The following is an 18,605-nucleotide window of genomic DNA, read 5'->3' as shown; positions in this document are numbered from 1 at the left end:
AAATCGGCAATTGAAAATTCATAATCTTATGTCTTCCAAATCGCAAATTGCAAATCGGCAATTGAAAATTCATAATCTTATGTCTTCCAAATCGCAAATTGCAAATCGGCAATTGAAAATTCATAATCTTATGTCTTCCAAATCGCAAATTGCAAATCGGCAATTGAAAATTCATAATATCTCTCTTGGATCAGTGATCCTCCCCGCAACCGCCGCGGCCGCCGCGGTCAGAGGGGAAGCAAGATAAATTTGCGATTGTTTGGAGCCCATCCGGCCGATAAAATTGCGGTTGGTGGTGCTGACGACGACTTCCCGTCCCCGGGTGCGGCCGAAAGTGTCGTCCGGCCCGCCCAGGCAGGCGGCGCAGGAAGGCGGAGCGATTTCCAGACAGCCGGCCGTTTTGAATATTTCCTCCAAAGTCTGATTATTGATTTTTTCCCGCCGGATTTTTCCGGCGACTTCGCTGGTGGCCGGGACAAGGAAAGTGTCCACGCAGACTTTCCTGTTCTGCATGAGCCGGGCGGCCGCCGCAAAATCGGAAAATTTTCCGCCGGTGCATGAGCCGATATAAACCCGGTCCACTTTCACCGCCTGCAACGCGCGGGCCGGGGCGTATTTGTCGGGCGAATGCGGCCGGGCGAGGCAGGGATCAAAAGAGGAAATGTCGTAAGTTTTTTCAGCGGAAACTTCAGCGCCGGCGTCGCTTTCCAGACGCGGGAACGGCTTTTGGGTCCGGCTTTGGACGTAGCCGACGGTAATATCGTCCGGCGCAATGATCCCGTTTTTGGCGCCGGCTTCAATGGCCATATTGCAAATTGTCATGCGCTCTTCAACGGAAAGCTCCTTGAGCGCCTCGCCGCAGAATTCCATGGCGCAATAAGCGGCGCCTTCCACGCCCAGGTCGCCGATAATGCGCAGGATAATGTCTTTCCCCATGATGTAATCCGGCTTTTTCCCGTTTAAAACAAAACGAATGGTCGGCGGCGCCTTTATAAGCAGTTTGCCCGTGCCCATGACAAAGGCCGCGTCGGTGTTGCCGATGCCGGTTGCGAAAGCGCCCAGCGCGCCATGGGTGCAGGTGTGCGAATCGGTGCCGAAAATGACTTCCCCGGGCCGGACGTGGCCGGCTTCGGGCAGGGCGACATGGCAAACGCCGCGGTAATTTTCAGTGCCGGCGTCGTAATAATACGGCAGGTTCTGTTCCGCGGCAAATTCGCGCAGGGTGGCAACGTTGCGGTGCGCCTTCTCGTCCTTGGTGAAGATGTAGTGGTCCGGCAGGATGACGACTTTTTCCCGGTCCCAGACCTTTGCCCCGCGCCCGAACTCCCGCCGGAAAATACCGATTGTGCCCGGCCCGCAGATGTCATGGGTGAGCAGAATGTCCGCGTTGACCCAGATGTTGTCGCCCGGCCGGACGCGCGCCTGTCCGGACGCCCGCGCCAGTATTTTTTCAGTGATAGTCATTTTCATGATATTACCGTGTTTTTTACCCGTTTCATGGAAAACTATCGTATTTTTTATCCTTTGGCAATGCGATTTTAAGTAAAATTCCCCCCTGGCCGGGATTATCGCCCGTTTTCAATGTAAATTTTATTTTGCGCAGAGAGGCGTTTTGATTCCGCCGCCGTATCGCAGAAAATGCATAAATTCAGTTGTTTGCGTTAAAAAAAAGTTTATATTAATGTTATTCGCCTGTTTTTTTTAATTTAAAAAAAAGGAACACATGTATAAACAAATCGCATCCTTGATTGAGCGTGAAATAAGCCTTGAAAATATCAAGCTGATGAGCAGCCGGATCAACGGCTTTGAGCGAACCTGTTGTTACCGCGATTTTAAAAAATCGGCTGATTTTTGCCGCCGGCAGATGGCGGCGGCGGGGCTGGCCGCCGTGAAACAAATTGCCATTCCGGCGGACGGCAGGTCAACCTTCATGGACTGCACCATTCCGCAAGCCTGGGATGTGGACGGGGCCAGTCTTATGATCGTTTCGCCCGCTTTGCCGGAAAGCGAGAGAATTCTGGCGGATTTGCGCGATAATCTTCTTTGCGTTGCCAACCGCTGCGCCGCAACGCCGCCCGGCGGCATTCAGGCGGAAGTAGTTACCGTTGCGCAGTTGCGCAATGAAAAAGACCTTGCCGGCAAGATCGTTTTTGTCCGCGATCAATACCCGGCTGAAATACGGCGCGAAGTTCAGGACAAGAATGGGCTGGGCGTTATTTCGGCCTATTCGGCCGGGCCGCTGGATGCGCCCGACCATGCTTACTGGATCAACGGCTGGGGCTTCCCCGGGTGGTATCAGACCCGCGAGGACAAACCCCTGGTCTGTTTTTCAATCGCGCCGCGGAAGGGCGCGTTTTTAGAGGAACTGCTTTGCAAAGGGCGCGTGCGGGTTCATCTGGAAGTCAAAAGCCGCGCTTATGACGGCTCCATCTATTCCGTTACCGGCGTCCTGCCCGGCGCCGAGGAAACGGAAATATTGCTGTATGCGCACGCTTATGAGCCGTTCATCCCGGATGACGCGATCGGCATGGCCGCCTTGATTGAAATGGCCCGGATTTTCAATGCGCTTGTCCGGCAAAAAAAACTGCCGCCTTTCCGCCTGAAGACGCGTTTCCTGATCTCGCAGGAGCTTTATGGATTTTCGCATTATTTCAATTCCGCGCGAAACCGCCGGAATGTTTTGTGCGCCGTCAATATGGACAGCATCTGCCACGATTACCACCGGATCGGATTGCCCGTGCGGGTGCGCATGAGCCCGTCCGGCCTGCCGTTTTTCGGCGATTACCTTTTCAGGGACATCGCCGATTATTTCCTGAAAGATTATCCAAAGTGCGTGGAACATGGCAATTTTGACAATGACACCTTCCTTTCCGACCGCACGATCGGCATTCCCAGCCAGTGGATATGGACCCATCCCGGGAAATATCATCACTCCTCTTATGACAGCTTTGACCGGATGACCGATTGGGAATTGGGCAAAAAGGTGGTTTCCGCGGTCAGCACGTACGCCGCCTTTCTGGCGTCCGCCGGCCGGAGTGAAATCCGCAATCTGCAGCAGCACGCCGCGATTGAGGCGCGGCGCGAAATATTGGCGGAAACAAAATGCCTGCGGGATGATTTGCTCGGGCGAAAAATTCCTTTTGAACGCGCCTGCCGGAAACTGTCCTTTGCGGTCCAATGGCAGAAGAAACGAATAGCCTCTTTCCGCCGTTTTTCCGCGGAAGGCAATCTCGCCGCTCTGGACGCGGAAATCACGGCCGTGGCGAAAGGGGAAGAAAAACGGATTAGGGACCAGGAACGTTCCCTTAAAAGGGATGATATCCCATCGGTTGTTCCCCGGCGGCAGGTTCCGGAGAATAATCCCGCCGCCGCGGAGGCTTTGCCGGCCCTGACGCGCCGCGAGCGCCTGGCGCAAAATATAGTGGTCAAACGCAGGGGAAGGGGCATGCCCTTTTGCCTGGCGCGCGTCCCGTACCGGGAGCGCTTGCGGCGGCCGCGCAACTTTGAACAGATATTCAACTGGTTGGACGGGAAACGCGATTTGCTTGAGGCTTTGGAAATGTTTTCGCTGGAAACCGGGCGGAAGCTTGCGGAAGAGGAAATATCCGCCTGGCTGCGTTACCTTGATTTGCTTGCCCGTTACGGTTATGCCAGCCTGCGGTATAAAAAATTTCTGACCAAGAAGGAGATTCAAGACGGATTGAAGCGGCTGGGCATCAAAAAGGGCGATAAAATCATCTTGCATTGTTCTTTTTCCAGCATGGGGCAGGTGGCGGGGGGGCCGGAGACGGTTTGCAGGGCGCTCATGGAGCTTGTTACGCCGGCCGGCATAGTCATGATGCCCTCTTTTAATCATTACGCCATAGCGGCGCCGGGCGCGCCGGGCTATTATGATCCTGCAACAACGCCGACCACCAACGGCATCGTGCCCGACACATTCTGGAAAATGAAAGGAGTTTATCGCTCCCTGGATCCGGCGCATGCTTTTGCCGCATGGGGCAGGGACGCCCTGCGTTATGTCAAAGATCATCATAAAGTGCCGACGATGGGAGAGGGATCCCCCCTGCGGCTTCTGGAAGAAGCCGGCGGCCGGGTCATTTTAATTGATTGTCCAACGGCCAACACCTTTCACCATGTGGTGGAAATGACGAATCATGTCCGTTGCCTTGGATTGCGGACCGAGGAATATCCGGTCCGGCTTTCTTCGGGCGAAATGGTAAAATGCCGGACATGGGGGTGGCGCGAAAAACCATGTCCCTTTATTGACGGCCGGCAGATTTATATTTCCCGCATGCGCGAGCTGGGCCTTTTGCGCGAGGGGCGCATCGGGCAGGCGCCGGCGATTGTTTTCCGGATGAGCGATTGCCGGCGGGTGGTGGAAGACCTGTTGCACGGGCGCGTGCGAGGATTCAAAGGATGCGCCGGATGCAAAATTCGCCCGCGCAAGGTTCCGGCCGCGCGCGCGAGCGATTGGGATGTTAAAAATCAACGCCTGCGGCCGGACACCACGGCGTTTGCGGGGAATTTTGCATAGACGCCGCCGGCTTGCATTATCCATTCGCGGCGGGACGTTTCATGCCGGACGCTTCCGAACCAACCGTCGGGACGGCGTTAAGAATGTCCTGATCCGGCGCGCCAGCGCCGGTCCGACCCCCGGCACGGCGGCGATTTTCCGCTCGGAGGCGCGGGCAATGGCGCGCGCCGATCCGAAGCGCGTTATCAGTTCCTGTTTGCGCCGCGCGCCCAAGCCGGGGATTTCGTCCAGCACGGATTCGCGGATTAATTTTGCGCGCAAACGCTGATGATAAGCGTGCGCGAAACGGTGGGCTTCGTCGCGGAGACGTTGCAAGACCTGCAGGGCGGGGGAATTGCCGGGCAAAGTCAAGCGGCGCGCGCGGCCGGCGGCTTCCACGTGAATTTCCTCAAATTTTTTCGCCAGCCCCGCCGCAGCCGTTGAATTAATTCCAAGCCGCCGCAAAGCCGTCTGCGCTGCGCGCAGTTGGGTGATGCCGCCGTCAACCAGCAGGAGTTCCGGCGTTTTTCCGCCTTCCGTTTTCAGGCGCTTGAAATGCCGGGAAACGACTTCCGCCATCATGGCGGGATCATCGGCCGAATCGCGGGTGGTGATCCGGAAACGGCGGTAAAGCGCGGGCCGGCAGACACCCGCGACGGCCGCGACCAGGCTGCCGACCGCGTGTTTGCCGGAAATGTTTGAAATATCCACCGCCTCAATCAGGAGCGGCGGCTGCTTCAGGCCGAGCAACTGCTGAAGCGTTTTCACGCCGGCCAGCGCGTTTTCGGCTGAAACGCCGCGGGGATGAACCAGCCGGGCGCGCTCCTTTACGGCGGTGGAAAGCAGATGGAGCGCGTCGCGGATGACGGCGGCTCTTTCAAAGTCCAGTTTCACGGCCGCCTGATCCATGGCAACGCGCAATTCATCAAGCAATGCCGGCCGCGCGCCGCGCAGAAAGGCCAGCGCTTCTTCAAGCCGCGCGCGGTAGGCGGCCGGCGGGATTTTTCCGAGACACGGTGCCGAACAGAAGCGGATGATATCGTTGAGGCAATGGCGGTGGGTTTCCTCGTCCGGCAGGCGGACGGCGCATTTGCGCAGTCCGAATTTTTTTTCAACGAATTCAAGGGCCGCGCGCGCCGCGGCGGAGGAAACGTAAGGGCCGAAATAAAGAGCCCCGTCATCGCGCCGGATGCGGCTTAATTGGAAGCGCGGCCATTCCTGCCGCGGGTCAATGCTTATCAGCGGAAAACGTTTGTCATCCCGCAGGAGAACGTTGAAACGCGGGCGGTAATCCTTGATCAACTTGCTTTCGGTGAGCGCGGCGTCCGCCTCGCTCCGGGCGATGATAACGTCCAGGTCTGCGATGCTGTGGATGAGACTGCGTGTTCTGGCATGAGCGCTCCGCAGGGCGGCCGCGCGGAAATAGGATTGCACCCTTTTGCGGAGCGAGGCGGCTTTGCCGACGTAAATGATTTTTCCGGAGCCGTCGCGCATCAGGTAACAGCCGGGTTTGTCCGGCAGGGAACGCAATTTAGATTTGAGATCCATTTTCTTTCTGCTCTCCGGACTTGCGCCGCAAAGCGTTCCGGAACTCATTCAATTCAGGGCAGCGCAGAAAAACGGCCGCCAGGCCGTAGACCGCGACCGCCAGGCCGATTGCCGCCGTGAGCGCCAGCAGCCGGGCGGGCTGAACACCCATGCCTTGTGATACGAGGAACCCTTCGCCCGCGCGCATAACCAGCGCCGCGAAAACCGCCGTGACGGCCGCCGCCGCGAAAATTTTCAGGGCGGAATTGAATATGCCGTTCCATCCGGGAGATCCGAAGCGGCGGTGGATGAGCACGGCCAGCGCGCCGGCCTGGATCGTGGAGACAATCACGGTCGCCAGGGCAATGCCGGCGTGTCTGAGCGGCCACATCAGGACAAGCTTGAGGAGAACGCCCAGGCCGGCGCAGACGATGCCGACCCGCACCGGCGTTTTCATGTCCTGCCGCGCGTAAAAGACCGGAATAAGTATTTTCAAAACACTGAAGGCAATCAGGCCGGGTGCGTAGATTGCCAGGGCCAGGGCGGTCATGTCGGCGGCCTGCGGCGAAAATCCGCCGTGTTCATAAATGACGCGGATGATGGGCTTGGCGAGCGCCAGCATGCCCATGGCCGCGGGCAGGACGAGGAACGCGAGCTGGCGCAGGGAATGGTTGAGGGTCTGGCGCACAAGGTCGGGGCGCGCTTGCGCCATCTGGGCCGAAAAGGTCGGCAGCAGCACCGTGCCCAGGGCGGTGCCGAAAATGCCGAGCGGGAAATAAACGATGCGTTCGGCGTAATAGAGATAGGAGGGGCTGCCCTCGCCGATAAAGGTGGCGATCAGGCGGTCAATGAGAACATTTATCTGCGTGATGCCCATGCCGAGGGCGGCGGCGCCCATCAGCCGCCAGACGCGCCGCACGCGTTCGTCCCGCCAGTTGAAACTCAATTTCGGGCGGAAGCCGCAGCGCCAGAGCGCGGGAATTTGCATCAGCCATTGGATGGCGCCGGCTAAAATCACCCCCCATGAAACCGCCAGAATGCGCGCGTTGCCGGAAGGGTCAAGACGGGGACAGACGAGAAACAGCACGGCGAGCATGACGATGTTAAGGGCGGCGTAGGTCGCCGCGGGCATGAAAAAACGGCGCAGGGAGTTGAGCATGGCGGAAAAAAATGCAGCCAGACAGATGAAGAACATGTAAGGCAGCATGATCCGCGTGAAATCAAAGATCATGATGATGCGTTCGGAAGCCGGCCAGCAGAATTTAAGAAGGGAAACGAGCAGGATCAGCGCCGTCACGATCGCCGCCAGAATGACGGCCAGCAGCGAGAGCATGTCGTTGGCGAAACGCCAGACCTTTGCGCGCTCTTGTTTTTCAAGCGTTTCGGTGAAGACCGGCACGAATGCCGAAGAAAGCGCGCCTTCGCCGAACAGACTGCGGAACAGATTGGGGATGGTGAATGCCACCACAAAGGCGTCCATGGTTTTTGAACTGCCGAAAAAGGCGGCCATGGCCATGTCGCGGACAAGGCCTAAAGCGCGGCTGAGGAGAATAAAAAAACCAACGGTGCCGGCCGAACGGATTGTTTTTTTCTTGTCCATGGGCAAGCATTCAGGCGGGAAATCCGGGATGAAAAAAGCGAAACGCCGGATTTACTTTTTGTTCCGGTTTTCGGCCTCCGAACTCTGCCCGCTGACTTCCGACTTCACATTTTCCGCTTTCCGGCTTCTTTCTTCGGGCTTTTCCGGAGAAACGCTTTGGCCTGCGGCCGTGTCGCCGCTCTGCATCTGATTCAGGTTCAATTCCCATAATTTCGCGTATTTGTAAAAAACACCGATGGAACTCATGAGCGCAATCACAAATCCGCGGCAGCCGTCCAGAAATCCGCGTTTAAATATATATCCCTTGATAAACCGGAAAAAAGGGCGGAAAAGGAGGTCAATGATGGAAAAGCGCCGGCCCTCGTTCCGCATGCTCTCGGAAGCTATGGTTGAAAACCGGTTGAGGGTGTGAATCTGGTCCGAAATATTGTCATAAGTATAATGGTGCAGGCATCCGGAAAGGCGCTTGACGGGGCCGTTAACAATGACGTGATCGTGCGGTTCCTGTCCGGTGCAGACGCCGTTCTCCTTGAGAAAGAGGCGCATTTTAATATCCGGCCACCATTCGCCGTGCGTAATCCAGGTGCCGAGAAAAAAAACCTTCCGGGGGAACTCGTATCCCACGTATTTCCGGTTATGGCCGCTTTCAAATTCATGCAGAATCTGGTCCCTTAATTCGTCGGAGACTTCTTCGTCGGCGTCAATAAACAGAATCCAGGGGTTAACCGCCATTTTCTTGATCAATTCCTTCTGGCCGACGTATCCCAGCCACTCGTGCTGGTAAACGCGGTCCGTGTACTCCCGGCAGATTTCCGCGGTTTTGTCCCTGCTGAAACTGTCAATAACGACGATCTCATCCGCCCAGCGAAGGCTGTTCAAACAGCGCCGGATGTTGTTTTCCTCGTTGCCAACCGTCAAACAGGCCGATATTTTGTCGCGCATAACAGAATTTTTCGTGTTTCTGCGGCTTATTTTTCGTTGCGAATCCCGGCGCGCCGCGCTTTTCCGCAATGCCCCCTCGCGGGCCGTTTAAAATGAGAATGTTAGCCGGCGGTTGGCATGAATGCAAGCGATTATAGCGTCGGCAAAAAAACTTATTTTTTTATTGGCAACGGCGCGCGCGCGCAATAAACTTAATCCGGTTTATAATTGGAAAAGGGAGCATCAATGGCTGTCATGGAAAACATTTTGCCGGAATTGCCGCGCATCCGCGAGGCGGCCGCCGCCATGCGGGAAGTGGTGCTCGCCAATCTGGTCATGCTGGGCGAAGCGCCGGCGCCGACCTCGCAGGAAAGCCGCCGGATTTCACTGCTCGTGGAGCGTTTTTCTGAATTTGGCCTGCAGCATGCCGCGATTGACGATCTCGGCAACGGATTGGGGGTTCTTTATGGAACGGAAGGCAAACGGACCATCCTGCTGACCGCCAATGCCGACACCATGTTCCCCCTGGAGAGCGTGCCGGTTATCCAGATGCATTCCGATGAGGTGATCGGCCCTTTTGTCGGCGATAACAGCCCGGCGCTGGCGGCGTTGCTTTCTCTGCCGGCGTTGCTGGAGCGTTTGCAAATACGCCTGAAATCCAATCTGATTCTATCCGGCACGGCGCGTATGCTGCATACCAGCAATCTGGAAGGACTGCGCTATCTGCTGGACCGCGCGCCGATGCCGATTCAATCGGGCCTGGTCGTTGAAGGTGTGCAGCTTGGGCGGCTCAATTATTCCTGCCTGGGATTGTTAATGGCGGACCTGACGACCAAAGTGCCCGATGATTACGATTGGTCGCAGTTTGGCGCCACGGGTTCCATCATTCCCATGACGGATGTCATCAACCGCATCAATCGCATCCCCCTCCCGCGCCGGCCGCAGACAAGCATCATTCTCGGCAAACTCTTCGGCGGCTTTACCTATCGGAATATCGCCCGCCAGACAACGCTCAGTTTTGAAGTCCGGAGCGAATCGGCCGAGATCCTGGATCAACTGGCCGCGCAATTAGACGACATCACGAACGAAGTGGCGGCCAATTCCGGGGTGCATGTCCGGCTGAATATTTTCGCGCGGCGCCAGCCGGGCGGACTGGATATCGCGCATCCGCTGGTGCGTCAGGTCCGCGCGGTTCACTCTGCCATGGGCATTCAATCCATGCTGTATCCCACCACCTCCGCCCTGGCCTGTTTTGCCGACCGCAAGATACCGGCCGTTACCCTGGGTTTTACAACCGGCCAGCGGCGCGGCGAGCTTGAGGAGGCTTACGAGGCGGTCAGCATTCCCGCCATGTGGAACGGGTTGACCCAGCTTGCGGGCGTCCTCCTGGCAATGGACGAGGGGGTTTCAAATGAAAAGTAATTTCTGGCATTTGCCGTGGCGCCGGCCCGCGCCGCGCCAGCCCGCGATTTCCACACCGAAGAATATCCGCGAATGGCTGGCCAAAAACACCTTTCATCACGCGCAGTTCGCCGACCTGAAACGGCTGGTGGAAGCCAAGCGGAAAAGCGGCGTGAAAATCTCGCTGTGTCTGCCGACCCTCAACGAGGAAACCACGATCGGAAAGGAAATAGTCATTTTCAAATCGGAATTGATGACCCGTTACCCGCTGCTGGACGAAATCGCGGTCATTGATTCCGGGTCCACGGACGCCACCTGTGAGATTGCGAAATCATTCGGCGCTTCCGTTTACGCCGCCGCCGACATTCTGCCCGACCAGGGAGCGCAAAAAGGCAAGGGCGAAAACCTCTGGAAGGCCATCTACCAGCTCCGGGGCGATATCATCGTGTATGTTGACGCCGACATTAAAAACATTCACGCCCGTTTCGTCTACGGGCTGATCGGGCCGCTCCTGTTCAATCCGGAGATTCAGTACGTCAAGGCTTTTTATGACCGCCCCCTGACCACTTCAAAAAATGTCCGGACGGCCGGCGGGGGAAGGGTGACGGAGATACTGATCCGGCCGCTGTTTTCCCTTTTTTTTCCGGAATTGACCGCGGTTATCCAGCCGCTTTCCGGGGAATATGCCGCCCGCCGCGCGGTGCTGGAACGCATTCCGTTCCCCATTGGTTACGGGGTGGAAACATCGCATTTGATTGATATCTACCGGCAATGGGGGATGCCGGCCCTGGCGCAGACCGATCTTGACCAGCGGGTCCATCGCAATCAGTCCATCCAGGCCCTGGGGAAAATGGCCTTCGGAATATTGCAGACCTTTTTACGCCGTTGCGAGAATTTGCGCATTATTGAAGGTTTGCCGGAAATCAGCCATGTTATGCGCCAGTTTCAATGGCGGGAAAACGGTTATGAACCGGTGGATGCGGCCATTCCGGAATATGAGCGCCCGCCCATGATAAATCATCCGGCCTATCAGAAGCGTTTCGGCCGTCATCCATGAAGCCTGCTTTGAGAACGGCCATTGTCCACTACCACTGCCGCCCGGGGGGAGTAACCAACGTCATCCGGAACGCAATCGCCGCCCTGCGGCGTTTGAATATTGCCGCCGTCGCCCTGACCGGCCAGCCGCCCGGCCGGGTTTGCGCGGATGGGCATTTCCGCTGCGTGGAAGGACTTGATTACGGCGAAGCGGATTCTTCCTTACCGCCGGACTTGCTGGCGGAACGTTTGAAAACAGCCGCGGCCGCCGCCTTGGACGGCGCGCCGGACATTTGGCATATCCATAACCATGCCCTTGGAAAAAACCCGGTTTTGACCGCCGCCGTTGCCGGGTTGGCCGTTGAGGGACGGCGCATCCTCCTGCAGATTCATGATTTTGCCGAAGACGGCCGGCCCGCCAATTACGGGCGGCTCAAAACGTCGTTTGGCGCCGGCGGCGCATGGCAGAATCTGCCGTTATATCCCCAGGCCGCTCATGTGCATTATGCCGTCTTGAACCGCCGGGACGAGGGGTGGCTGCTTGCAGCCGGGGCCGATGCGCGGCGCGTGCACTGGCTGCCGAACGCGGTCTTTTTGCCCGGCGGCGAAACTCTTTCAAAACAAGCCGGCCCGGCAAGATGGGTTTATCCCACCCGCGCCATCCGCAGGAAAAACATCGGCGAATTCCTTTTATGGGCCGTCTTGTCAAAAGGCGGCGAGCAATACGCCCTCACGCTGGCGCCGACCAATCCCGTTGATTGCGCCGTTTATGAGCGCTGGAAATTTCTTGCCGCCGGCTGGAAACTGCCGGTTGAATTTGAGGCCGGACTGCGCGCCGGTTCTGCGGGCGATATTCCCTGGTGGCGGCAGGGCAACGGCGCTTTTACCACCAGCGTGGCGGAAGGGTTCGGCCTGGCCTTTCTTGAGCCTTGGCTGGCCGGCCTGCCGCTGGTCGGCCGGGATTTGCCCGAGATCACCCGCGATTTGAAATCGTCCGGAATTGATTTATCAATGCTCTATCCGCGCCTGGCCGTGCCGTTAAAATGGCTGGACGCGGACGGCTTGAAGAATCAGATGCGCTTGCGCCTGCGCGAAACATGGCGCGCTTACGGGCAGGAGCCTTCCGCCGATGCGGTTGCGCGGGCCTGGGGAGCCGCGGCGGATGATGCCGGCACGATTGATTTCGGCCGGCTGGACGAAAATACACAGGCCGAGGTCATCGGTTTGCTGCAAAAATGCGCCTCGCGCAAAGACGAGCTTCACCATTCGGCTGTTCCCGCAGAGCAAGCGCGCCGGGCCGTGCCCGCGAACGCTTCCCGCGTCCGGGAACAATTCAGCCTGGATTCATACGGAAAACGGCTGGCCGCGATTTACGGAGAAATCATGGCGGCGCCATCCGGTCCGGTGCAAGCGCTCCCGATGGAGGCTTTGCTGGCCCGGATACTTGATCCGGCGCGTTTTAACCTGTTGCGCACATAAACCGGTTATGAATTCCGAAGAAATTTCATTAATCAAGCTCATTCGCGGGTTTAACGCGCCGCTGGCCGCCGCCGCTGATATCTCCCCGTGTCTCATGCGGCTGGACGGCGTGCGCGCCGTCCTCTGCGATGTTTACGGGACCATGCTTGCCTCAAGCGCCAATGGTTTGTCCGATAATTACTCCTGCCCGGACCTTCCGGCGGCCTTTCGGGAATCTTTGCGGAGTTTGGGGGTGGAAATAGACCCGGCCGCGGCAGTTGCGGGCGTGAATCGCTTTAATGCGGTATTGGCCGGCGAACAAGACCGGCTGAAAAAACAAGGAATTGCATATCCGGAAGTGGATGTGCGGACAATCTGGAAACAAACGCTGGCCGGCCTTTCCCGGAATGCAAAGCGTTTTCCGGCGTTGAACGGCCGGAAGATAAGCCGCCTCGCGGTTGAATATGAAAACCGGATCAATCCGGCCTGGCCCATGCCGGGCCTGGAAGAAACCCTGTGCGCACTGGCCGCGGCGGGCGTGCAATTAGGCATAGTTTCCAACGCCCAGTTTTACACTCCCCTGGCCCTGACGGCGCTGCTGGGGGAAAAATGGCGTTCATGGTTCAAGCCATCGTTATGTTTCTGGTCCTATGAGCATCGCGAGGCCAAGCCGGGTCCGGAATTGTATCAACGCGCCCTGGCGGCCCTGGAAAAATCTTGCGGCATCAAGCCGCCGGAGGCGGTCATGATCGGCAACAGCATTGCCAACGACGTCCGGCCGGCGTTGGCCTGCGGCTGCCGGGCGGTGCTCTTTGCCGGCGATCGCCGCGCCTGCCGTTTGAGCCCGGATGACCGGCGGCGGATTTCCTCGCGCCGCTGGCCGGTCATAACCGGCTGGCCGCAGCTCATGAAAATTATTGTCCCCGGGCCATGATCATCTTGACAATATATTTCCGGGCGATATTGGCCGCGCTTTTGAGGCCAAGTCCGCGCGCCAGGCAGGCCGCAACGGCCGCGGCATAAATACAGCCGCTTCCGTGGAGACTTTTATGCATCCGGCGCGACCAGAATGAATAAAGCCGGTTGTTCCGGCAAAAGACGTCGGCAATCTCTTCGCCCGGCATATGGCCGCCCTTGATAATGCACGCGCTCCCGAATTTTCCGCTCAGTTCAAGGGCCGCCGCGCGCTGGTCCGCGTAAGTCAAAATCCGCCGGTTCAATATCATTTCCGCCTCGGGTATATTCGGCGTTATGACCGTTGCCCGCGGGAAAAGCTCCGTGCAGAGCAGGTTGAAACCGTCTTTTGTCAGGAGCGGACGGCCGGAAGTGGCGCGGCAGACCGGGTCAACGACAATGAATTTAAATTTCCGTCGCTTGATTTCCCGGGCCGCCGCCGCCGCTATGCGCCGGTTGCAAAGCATGCCGGTTTTTACTCCGGCCACCGGAAAATACCCGCAGACCGCGCTGATCTGCGCGGTAACCATGGCCGGGGAGGCGGGCTGAACGGCTGAAATTTCATGCGGATTTTGAGCGGTCAAACAGGTTATTGCCGAAGCGCCGGCCACATTGAAATCGGCAAAAGTCCTTAAATCCGCCTGAATGCCGGCGCCGCCGCCGCTGTCGGATCCGGCGATTGTGAGCACAAGCGGGATGTTTTTTTTTCCACGCATGGCATGCGAACCGCAGATTAAAAACCTTGCGTCTCCCGGTCAACCCAGCCGGCATACTCACGGCCGGCTCTGACTTTCAGGACAATAATTTCCGGCAGTTCATATGGATGATGTTTTTTGATGAAAACAACCAGTTTGGCGGCGGCGCTTTGCCTTGTTTTGACCGAGACCAGCAGTTCGTCGCCCGCTTCGTTTTTGCCGCGCCAGCGGTAGACGCTTCCGATCGGCGCGGTCTGGACACATGCGCCCAGGTGATGCTGGAGAATGAGCCGGGCCAGCTTCCGCGCCTGTGTCTTTGATGCGACCGTGGTCTGCACAATTGTTATAGTGCGGAAAGTCATAAACTCTAATGATAAGCCGGCCCGGCGCGTCCGGCAAGCTCATTTTCATGCTTGACTTTTAGTTTCCGGACAGCAATATCGCCCTTCAAAATGAAGGCCAAGACAAGCAACGGCAGAATGATCGCAAACGAGGCCCGGAAACGCGGCATCGGCGTTGATTTTATTGACCGCGAGACGCCGGTTTTTGTGCTGAAACGCGGCGGCGCGAGCGTGCGTTGCTCCAATCTGTTGACCGACAGGGTGGGGGCGGTTTCGTTCCAACTGGCCGGCGACAAGCATCTCGCCAATCGTTTTCTGGGACGTTACGGTTTCCCCGTTCCGAAGCAAATAAAATATTCCGGCTTTGAGAAGGCTCAGGAATTTCTCCAGAAATACAAGTCAATCGTGGTGAAACCATGCCGTGAATGGGGCGGCCGCGGGCTGGCGGCGGCGGTCCGGACCACCAGCGAACTGCGGCAGGCGGTTTTGCGCGCGCGGCGGTACGGCGAAGATATTATCCTGGAGGAATATCTGGAAGGCGCAAACCACCGCCTGATTTTCATCAATGGTTTTCTGGCCGCAGCCATCCGCCGCCAGCCGGCGCGCGTTACCGGCGACGGAAAGAGCTGTATCCGGCGACTGATTCAATTGCAGAACGCCGAAAATCACCGGGCCGATACCGGTTGCATCATCCCGATGGACCATGAAACCCGCCGGACGTTGTCTTCAGACGGTCTTACCTTCAACAGCGTGCCGCGCGAGGGACAGATTATTAAGGTCCGGCGCGCCGCAAATTATCATGCCGGCGGAATTGCCGAGGACATAACGGACTCCGTTGATGCCGACCTTGTGCGCGCCGGCCAGAAAGCGGCCAGCTTGTTCGGCCTCGCCGTTCTCGGTGTGGACTTTATCGCAAGCGAAAAAACAAACCGTTACTGGATCATTGAAACCGACCCGGATGCGGTTATGTCGGCGCCCGAGAATGCGCGCGTGCTAGGATGTTTTCTTGATTATCTTTTTCCGGAAAAAAAGAAACCGGGCCGGAAAAAGGAAAACCGGAGGCAAAAACACGCCTGAAATAAGAGCCGGCCCGCTTTCCCGCGCATTCAGATGCCGGCCAGTTTTTTCACAGCCGCGCCGGGCGATTTGGATTTAAGAAGCGAAGTCCCAACCAGAAACCCGCGGTAATCCAGTTCCGCGAGAAGCGTTATTTCGCGCCGGCTTCTGATTCCGCTTTCCGCGATGGCAACGCGGGATTCCGGAATTGAATCCGCCAGCTTGACCGCGGCGGCGATATCCGTTTTCAAGGTCGCCAGGTTGCGGTTGTTGACGCCGATAATTGCGCGCGGAAAACGGAGGGCTGTTTCCAGCTCCGGCAGGGAGTGAACTTCTATAATCGCCTCCAGTCCCGCTTCCTCGCTCGCGCGATAAAGCTCTTTTAATGAAGCCGGGGGCAGCGCGGCGGCGATAAGCAGGATAACGTCCGCTCCCAGAACGGCCGACTGGTAGACCTGCCACGGCGCCACCGTGAAATCCTTTCGCAAGACGGGGATTTTCACGGCCCGGCGCGCTTCCCGGAGGTCGGAGTCTTTGCCCCTGAAATAATGCGGTTCCGTGAGGACCGAAATCGCGGCCGCGCCCGCCGCTTCATATTCGCGGGCGAGGGCGGCCGGATTCAGGTTCGTTGCAATTTCGCCTTCCGAAGGACTGGCGCGTTTCATTTCGGCGATGATATTGGCGGGCCGGCCTTGCGGAGCGGTTTGCAAACGGGCCATGAGCGACCTGGGCGGTTGTTTTGCTTTGGCCGCTTTCCGCAGAACCGCGAGCGGAATTTGTTTCTCCGCTTCCGCAATGTCGCGCCGCCGCGCGGCGATTATTTTTTTAAGAAAATCATGCATGCGTCATCAACCGCAACTCCGCGGCTACTCTTACCGCATTTTCCGTTAGTTGTCCAGACGCCTCCGCCTTTTGCGGCCGGCATATACACGGCAACGCAAAGCTATGGGCGCAAAATTTCCGGGCCTTTGTCAAAACGCGGTTCGGGCCGGTGGCAGCCCGGCAACATTCCGTTGCGCCGATAATAGCGCTGGTGATAATCTTCCGCCCGCCAGAATACCCCCGCCGGGTCAAGGCGCGTGACAACGTCCCATCCTTTTTCCTTCAAATCGCCGATAAGTTTTTCGGCTGTCTTTTTTTGCTCCGCGCTGACGTAGAAAATATTTGAGCGGTATTGATCGCCCATATCCGGTCCTTGCCGGTCCAGCTGGGTTGGATCGTGAATCTCAAAGAAGAGCCGCGCCAGCTTTTCATAGGAAGTTTGCCGGGGATCATAAAGCGCTTCCACCGCCTCGGCATGGCCGGTCTTATGGCCGCAAACTTCCTCATAGGAGGGGCGCTCCGTCCGGCCGCCCGTGTACCCGGCGGTTGTCTGCGCCACTCCGGGGAACTCTTCCATGTAATATTCCACTCCCCAGAAACAACCGCCGGCAAATATCGCCCGTTCAAAATATTTAACCAGGTCGGCCCGGGGCACGAAATCCATGGAAAGCGAGTTCACGCAGTGGCGCGTGTTGCGGGGCGTCAGCCGCTCGCCGGAGAACACATGGCCCAAGTGAGCTTCGCAGTGGGCGCAGAGGATTTCCGTGCGTTGTCCATCCGCATCCGGCCGGCGCAGAACGGCCCCCGGGATTTCGGCGTCAAAACTCGGCCAGCCGCACTTTGCCTTGAACTTATCGGCGGAACGGTAGAGAGCGGCCCCGCACCGGCGGCAGACATAGACGCCGGGCTCATAAAAATCATAGAAACGCCCGCTGAAGGGCCTTTCGGTGCCCTTCTTCACGATGACTTCTTCCTCATCGGGCGTCAATTTCCGCCATGTTTTCATTTTGTTTTTTTCCTGCGCCCCGGCCGGTTCCGCCAGCATTGACAACGCAAAAATCACCGTAAGCCAGACTGATTTCATGGCATAACCGCCGCTTATTTTATTTTGACGGCATCCAGTTCAATTTCAAACAAAAGCTCGCGGCGGCAGATATCGCGTTGGGCGACCGCGAGTGAAAACGCGGGCAGACCGTGTTTCCGGCAATAGCGGTCAAAGAGCGGGCGGGCGGCCATGTCTTTGAAATAGGCGATCCCGCGGAAAAGGTCGTTCCAGGCCATGCGGCGTGAGCGCAACAAGGCCTGGACCACGCGCATGGTCAGGGCGATCTGGCGCGCTGCGTCGCCGGCGTGCGCGCTCTGGCCGTCGGGAGCAATGCTTGCCGTGCCGGAAATCAAAAGGATACGGTGCGTCGCAAATCCCATTTCAACCGCGCGGCTGAACGAACTTTTATAATTCGCGGCCGGCGGCTGCATGGGGGAGGGAAGGGCTTTGATTGTTACCCGGCTTGTTTTCGGCCGGACGGCCAGCAGGTCGGCAACCAACGCGGCCCCGTATTTGTTCGCCCCGCCTATGCCCGTGCTGGCCGGAACCAGCCCGGCGAAGATCCCGTTCTCGCTGAAGAATTTCGTGCGCACGCGGTTGAAGTCCGGGTACCATTCCAGCAGGTTGTCCAGCGTGAACCAGGTGCGGACCGTATCGGTGAACGCAAATCCGTTTTTTTCCAGCGCTGCTTTCATCGCCGTAAAAACCGCGCGGGCCTGTTCGCCGGCGCCGGTGTCAGGATTTTCCGGATGAAAACAGCGCAAACGGCAGTACCGCGCGTCTTCATCCTCATAAATTAATACCATTTCACGGCCGTTCATTTTCACCGGTTTGGCTTCGGTTCCGGCTATAACGAAGTTGTTCCAGCATGGAACATTATGCCCGGATGTTGTCAGGCAATGTTCCGACCGCGAAGGCAGAACGAGCGTGGCAACGAACAGCTCGCCCCTGTTTTTCAGTATTTTTGCCTTCATAACACTTTTGACGCCCCTGCGGGGCGTTTAGTTCGTGTTTAATTCTGTTTTTTCGGGTTTTTCCGTCTTGTCTCCGCCCGGCCCGGCCTGCATGGAAGGCGGCAGAGGATAAAAACAAATCGCACGCCGGCAGTCAATCATTGAATCATGTCTTGAATTTTGCGGGGCCGCGGATATCATTGCAGCGTAATGAAAAATCGGCTCAATTCTTTCCTTATCCGCGCCCGGGCATGGTTTTTAATCGCCGCAATGTTTGCCTCCGG

Annotated in this window: 15 protein-coding genes; 6 read left to right on the top strand and 9 right to left on the bottom strand. The window is 57.7% G+C overall.

Translation table 11 applies throughout. The features are described 5' to 3' along the window. Positions 1–171: 171 nt before the first annotated feature. Entirely contained in the window at positions 172–1,470 is a 1,299-nt protein-coding gene (locus tag PHP98_07490; GenBank protein MDD5483478.1) for an aconitase/3-isopropylmalate dehydratase large subunit family protein, read from the bottom strand. Between the two features lie 253 nt (positions 1,471–1,723). Between PHP98_07490 and PHP98_07485 the strand changes: the two genes are divergently transcribed. Next, positions 1,724–4,534, top strand: coding sequence for an AAC(3) family N-acetyltransferase (locus tag PHP98_07485; protein MDD5483477.1), 2,811 nt, complete (start codon positions 1,724–1,726; stop codon positions 4,532–4,534). A 39-nt stretch (positions 4,535–4,573) separates the two neighbouring features. Here PHP98_07485 and PHP98_07480 read toward each other — a convergent pair whose 3' ends face one another. Genes PHP98_07480 through PHP98_07470 form a run of 3 tightly spaced genes read right to left on the bottom strand, consistent with a single transcriptional unit; the run spans position 4,574 to position 8,582 of the window. Then, on the bottom strand, positions 4,574–6,061 hold the full coding sequence (locus PHP98_07480; GenBank protein MDD5483476.1) for an excinuclease ABC subunit UvrC: 1,488 nt from the start codon (positions 6,059–6,061) through the stop codon (positions 4,574–4,576). Continuing rightward, a complete protein-coding gene (gene murJ / locus PHP98_07475) occupies positions 6,045–7,640 on the bottom strand; it encodes a murein biosynthesis integral membrane protein MurJ (protein ID MDD5483475.1) in 1,596 nt (531 codons plus the stop codon). The genes PHP98_07480 and murJ overlap by 17 nt, the downstream gene beginning before the upstream one ends. 51 nt (positions 7,641–7,691) lie before the next feature. Beyond that, positions 7,692–8,582, bottom strand: coding sequence for a glycosyltransferase family 2 protein (locus tag PHP98_07470; GenBank protein ID MDD5483474.1), 891 nt, complete (start codon positions 8,580–8,582; stop codon positions 7,692–7,694). 225 nt (positions 8,583–8,807) lie between these two features. Here PHP98_07470 and PHP98_07465 point away from each other — a divergent pair, with 225 nt between their 5' ends. From PHP98_07465 to PHP98_07450, 4 genes are read left to right on the top strand one after another with little or no spacing between them, the layout of a single operon-like run. Continuing rightward, the gene (locus PHP98_07465; protein MDD5483473.1) at positions 8,808–9,983 is read left to right on the top strand and encodes a peptidase; all 1,176 of its coding nucleotides are present in this window, start codon (positions 8,808–8,810) and stop codon (positions 9,981–9,983) included. After that, complete coding sequence (locus tag PHP98_07460; GenBank protein ID MDD5483472.1) at positions 9,973–11,019, top strand: glucosyl-3-phosphoglycerate synthase; 1,047 nt, start codon at positions 9,973–9,975, stop codon at positions 11,017–11,019. Before PHP98_07465 ends, PHP98_07460 begins: the two co-directional genes overlap by 11 nt. Next, positions 11,016–12,476 carry a hypothetical protein gene (locus tag PHP98_07455; GenBank protein MDD5483471.1) on the top strand — a complete coding sequence of 487 codons (1,461 nt, stop codon included), beginning with the start codon at positions 11,016–11,018 and terminating at the stop codon, positions 12,474–12,476. The genes PHP98_07460 and PHP98_07455 overlap by 4 nt, the downstream gene beginning before the upstream one ends. Positions 12,477–12,483: 7 nt before the next feature. Next, positions 12,484–13,389: an HAD hydrolase-like protein gene (locus tag PHP98_07450; GenBank protein ID MDD5483470.1), complete on the top strand. Its 906-nt coding sequence runs from the start codon at positions 12,484–12,486 to the stop codon at positions 13,387–13,389. On the opposite strand, the gene thiD is transcribed toward PHP98_07450, so the two are convergent. Next, positions 13,370–14,125: a bifunctional hydroxymethylpyrimidine kinase/phosphomethylpyrimidine kinase gene (gene thiD, locus PHP98_07445; GenBank protein MDD5483469.1), complete on the bottom strand. Its 756-nt coding sequence runs from the start codon at positions 14,123–14,125 to the stop codon at positions 13,370–13,372. The genes PHP98_07450 and thiD overlap by 20 nt on opposite strands. A 17-nt stretch (positions 14,126–14,142) precedes the next feature. Then, entirely contained in the window at positions 14,143–14,466 is a 324-nt protein-coding gene (locus PHP98_07440; protein MDD5483468.1) for a divalent-cation tolerance protein CutA, read from the bottom strand. Positions 14,467–14,556: 90 nt separating this feature from the next. On the opposite strand from PHP98_07440, the gene PHP98_07435 reads away from it, so the two are divergent. After that, positions 14,557–15,522, top strand: a complete 966-nt coding sequence (locus PHP98_07435) for a hypothetical protein (protein ID MDD5483467.1) — start codon at positions 14,557–14,559, stop codon at positions 15,520–15,522. Positions 15,523–15,551: 29 nt separating this feature from the next. Here the strand turns inward: PHP98_07435 and trpC are convergent, their stop codons facing one another. The 3 genes from trpC to PHP98_07420 form a co-directional block, all read right to left on the bottom strand. Beyond that, complete coding sequence (gene trpC / locus PHP98_07430; protein ID MDD5483466.1) at positions 15,552–16,343, bottom strand: indole-3-glycerol phosphate synthase TrpC; 792 nt, start codon at positions 16,341–16,343, stop codon at positions 15,552–15,554. 101 nt (positions 16,344–16,444) lie between these two features. Beyond that, positions 16,445–17,368, bottom strand: a complete 924-nt coding sequence (locus PHP98_07425) for a bifunctional methionine sulfoxide reductase B/A protein (GenBank protein MDD5483465.1) — start codon at positions 17,366–17,368, stop codon at positions 16,445–16,447. 53 nt (positions 17,369–17,421) lie between these two features. After that, positions 17,422–18,342 carry a hypothetical protein gene (locus tag PHP98_07420; GenBank protein ID MDD5483464.1) on the bottom strand — a complete coding sequence of 307 codons (921 nt, stop codon included), beginning with the start codon at positions 18,340–18,342 and terminating at the stop codon, positions 17,422–17,424. Between the last annotated feature and the right edge of the window lie 263 nt (positions 18,343–18,605).

This window comes from Kiritimatiellia bacterium, assembly GCA_028715905.1.
Classification (GTDB): domain Bacteria; phylum Verrucomicrobiota; class Kiritimatiellia; order JAAZAB01; family JAAZAB01; genus JAQUQV01.
The sequence above is the reverse complement of the archived record's forward strand: the minus strand, read 5'-3'. Positions and strand labels throughout refer to the sequence as shown.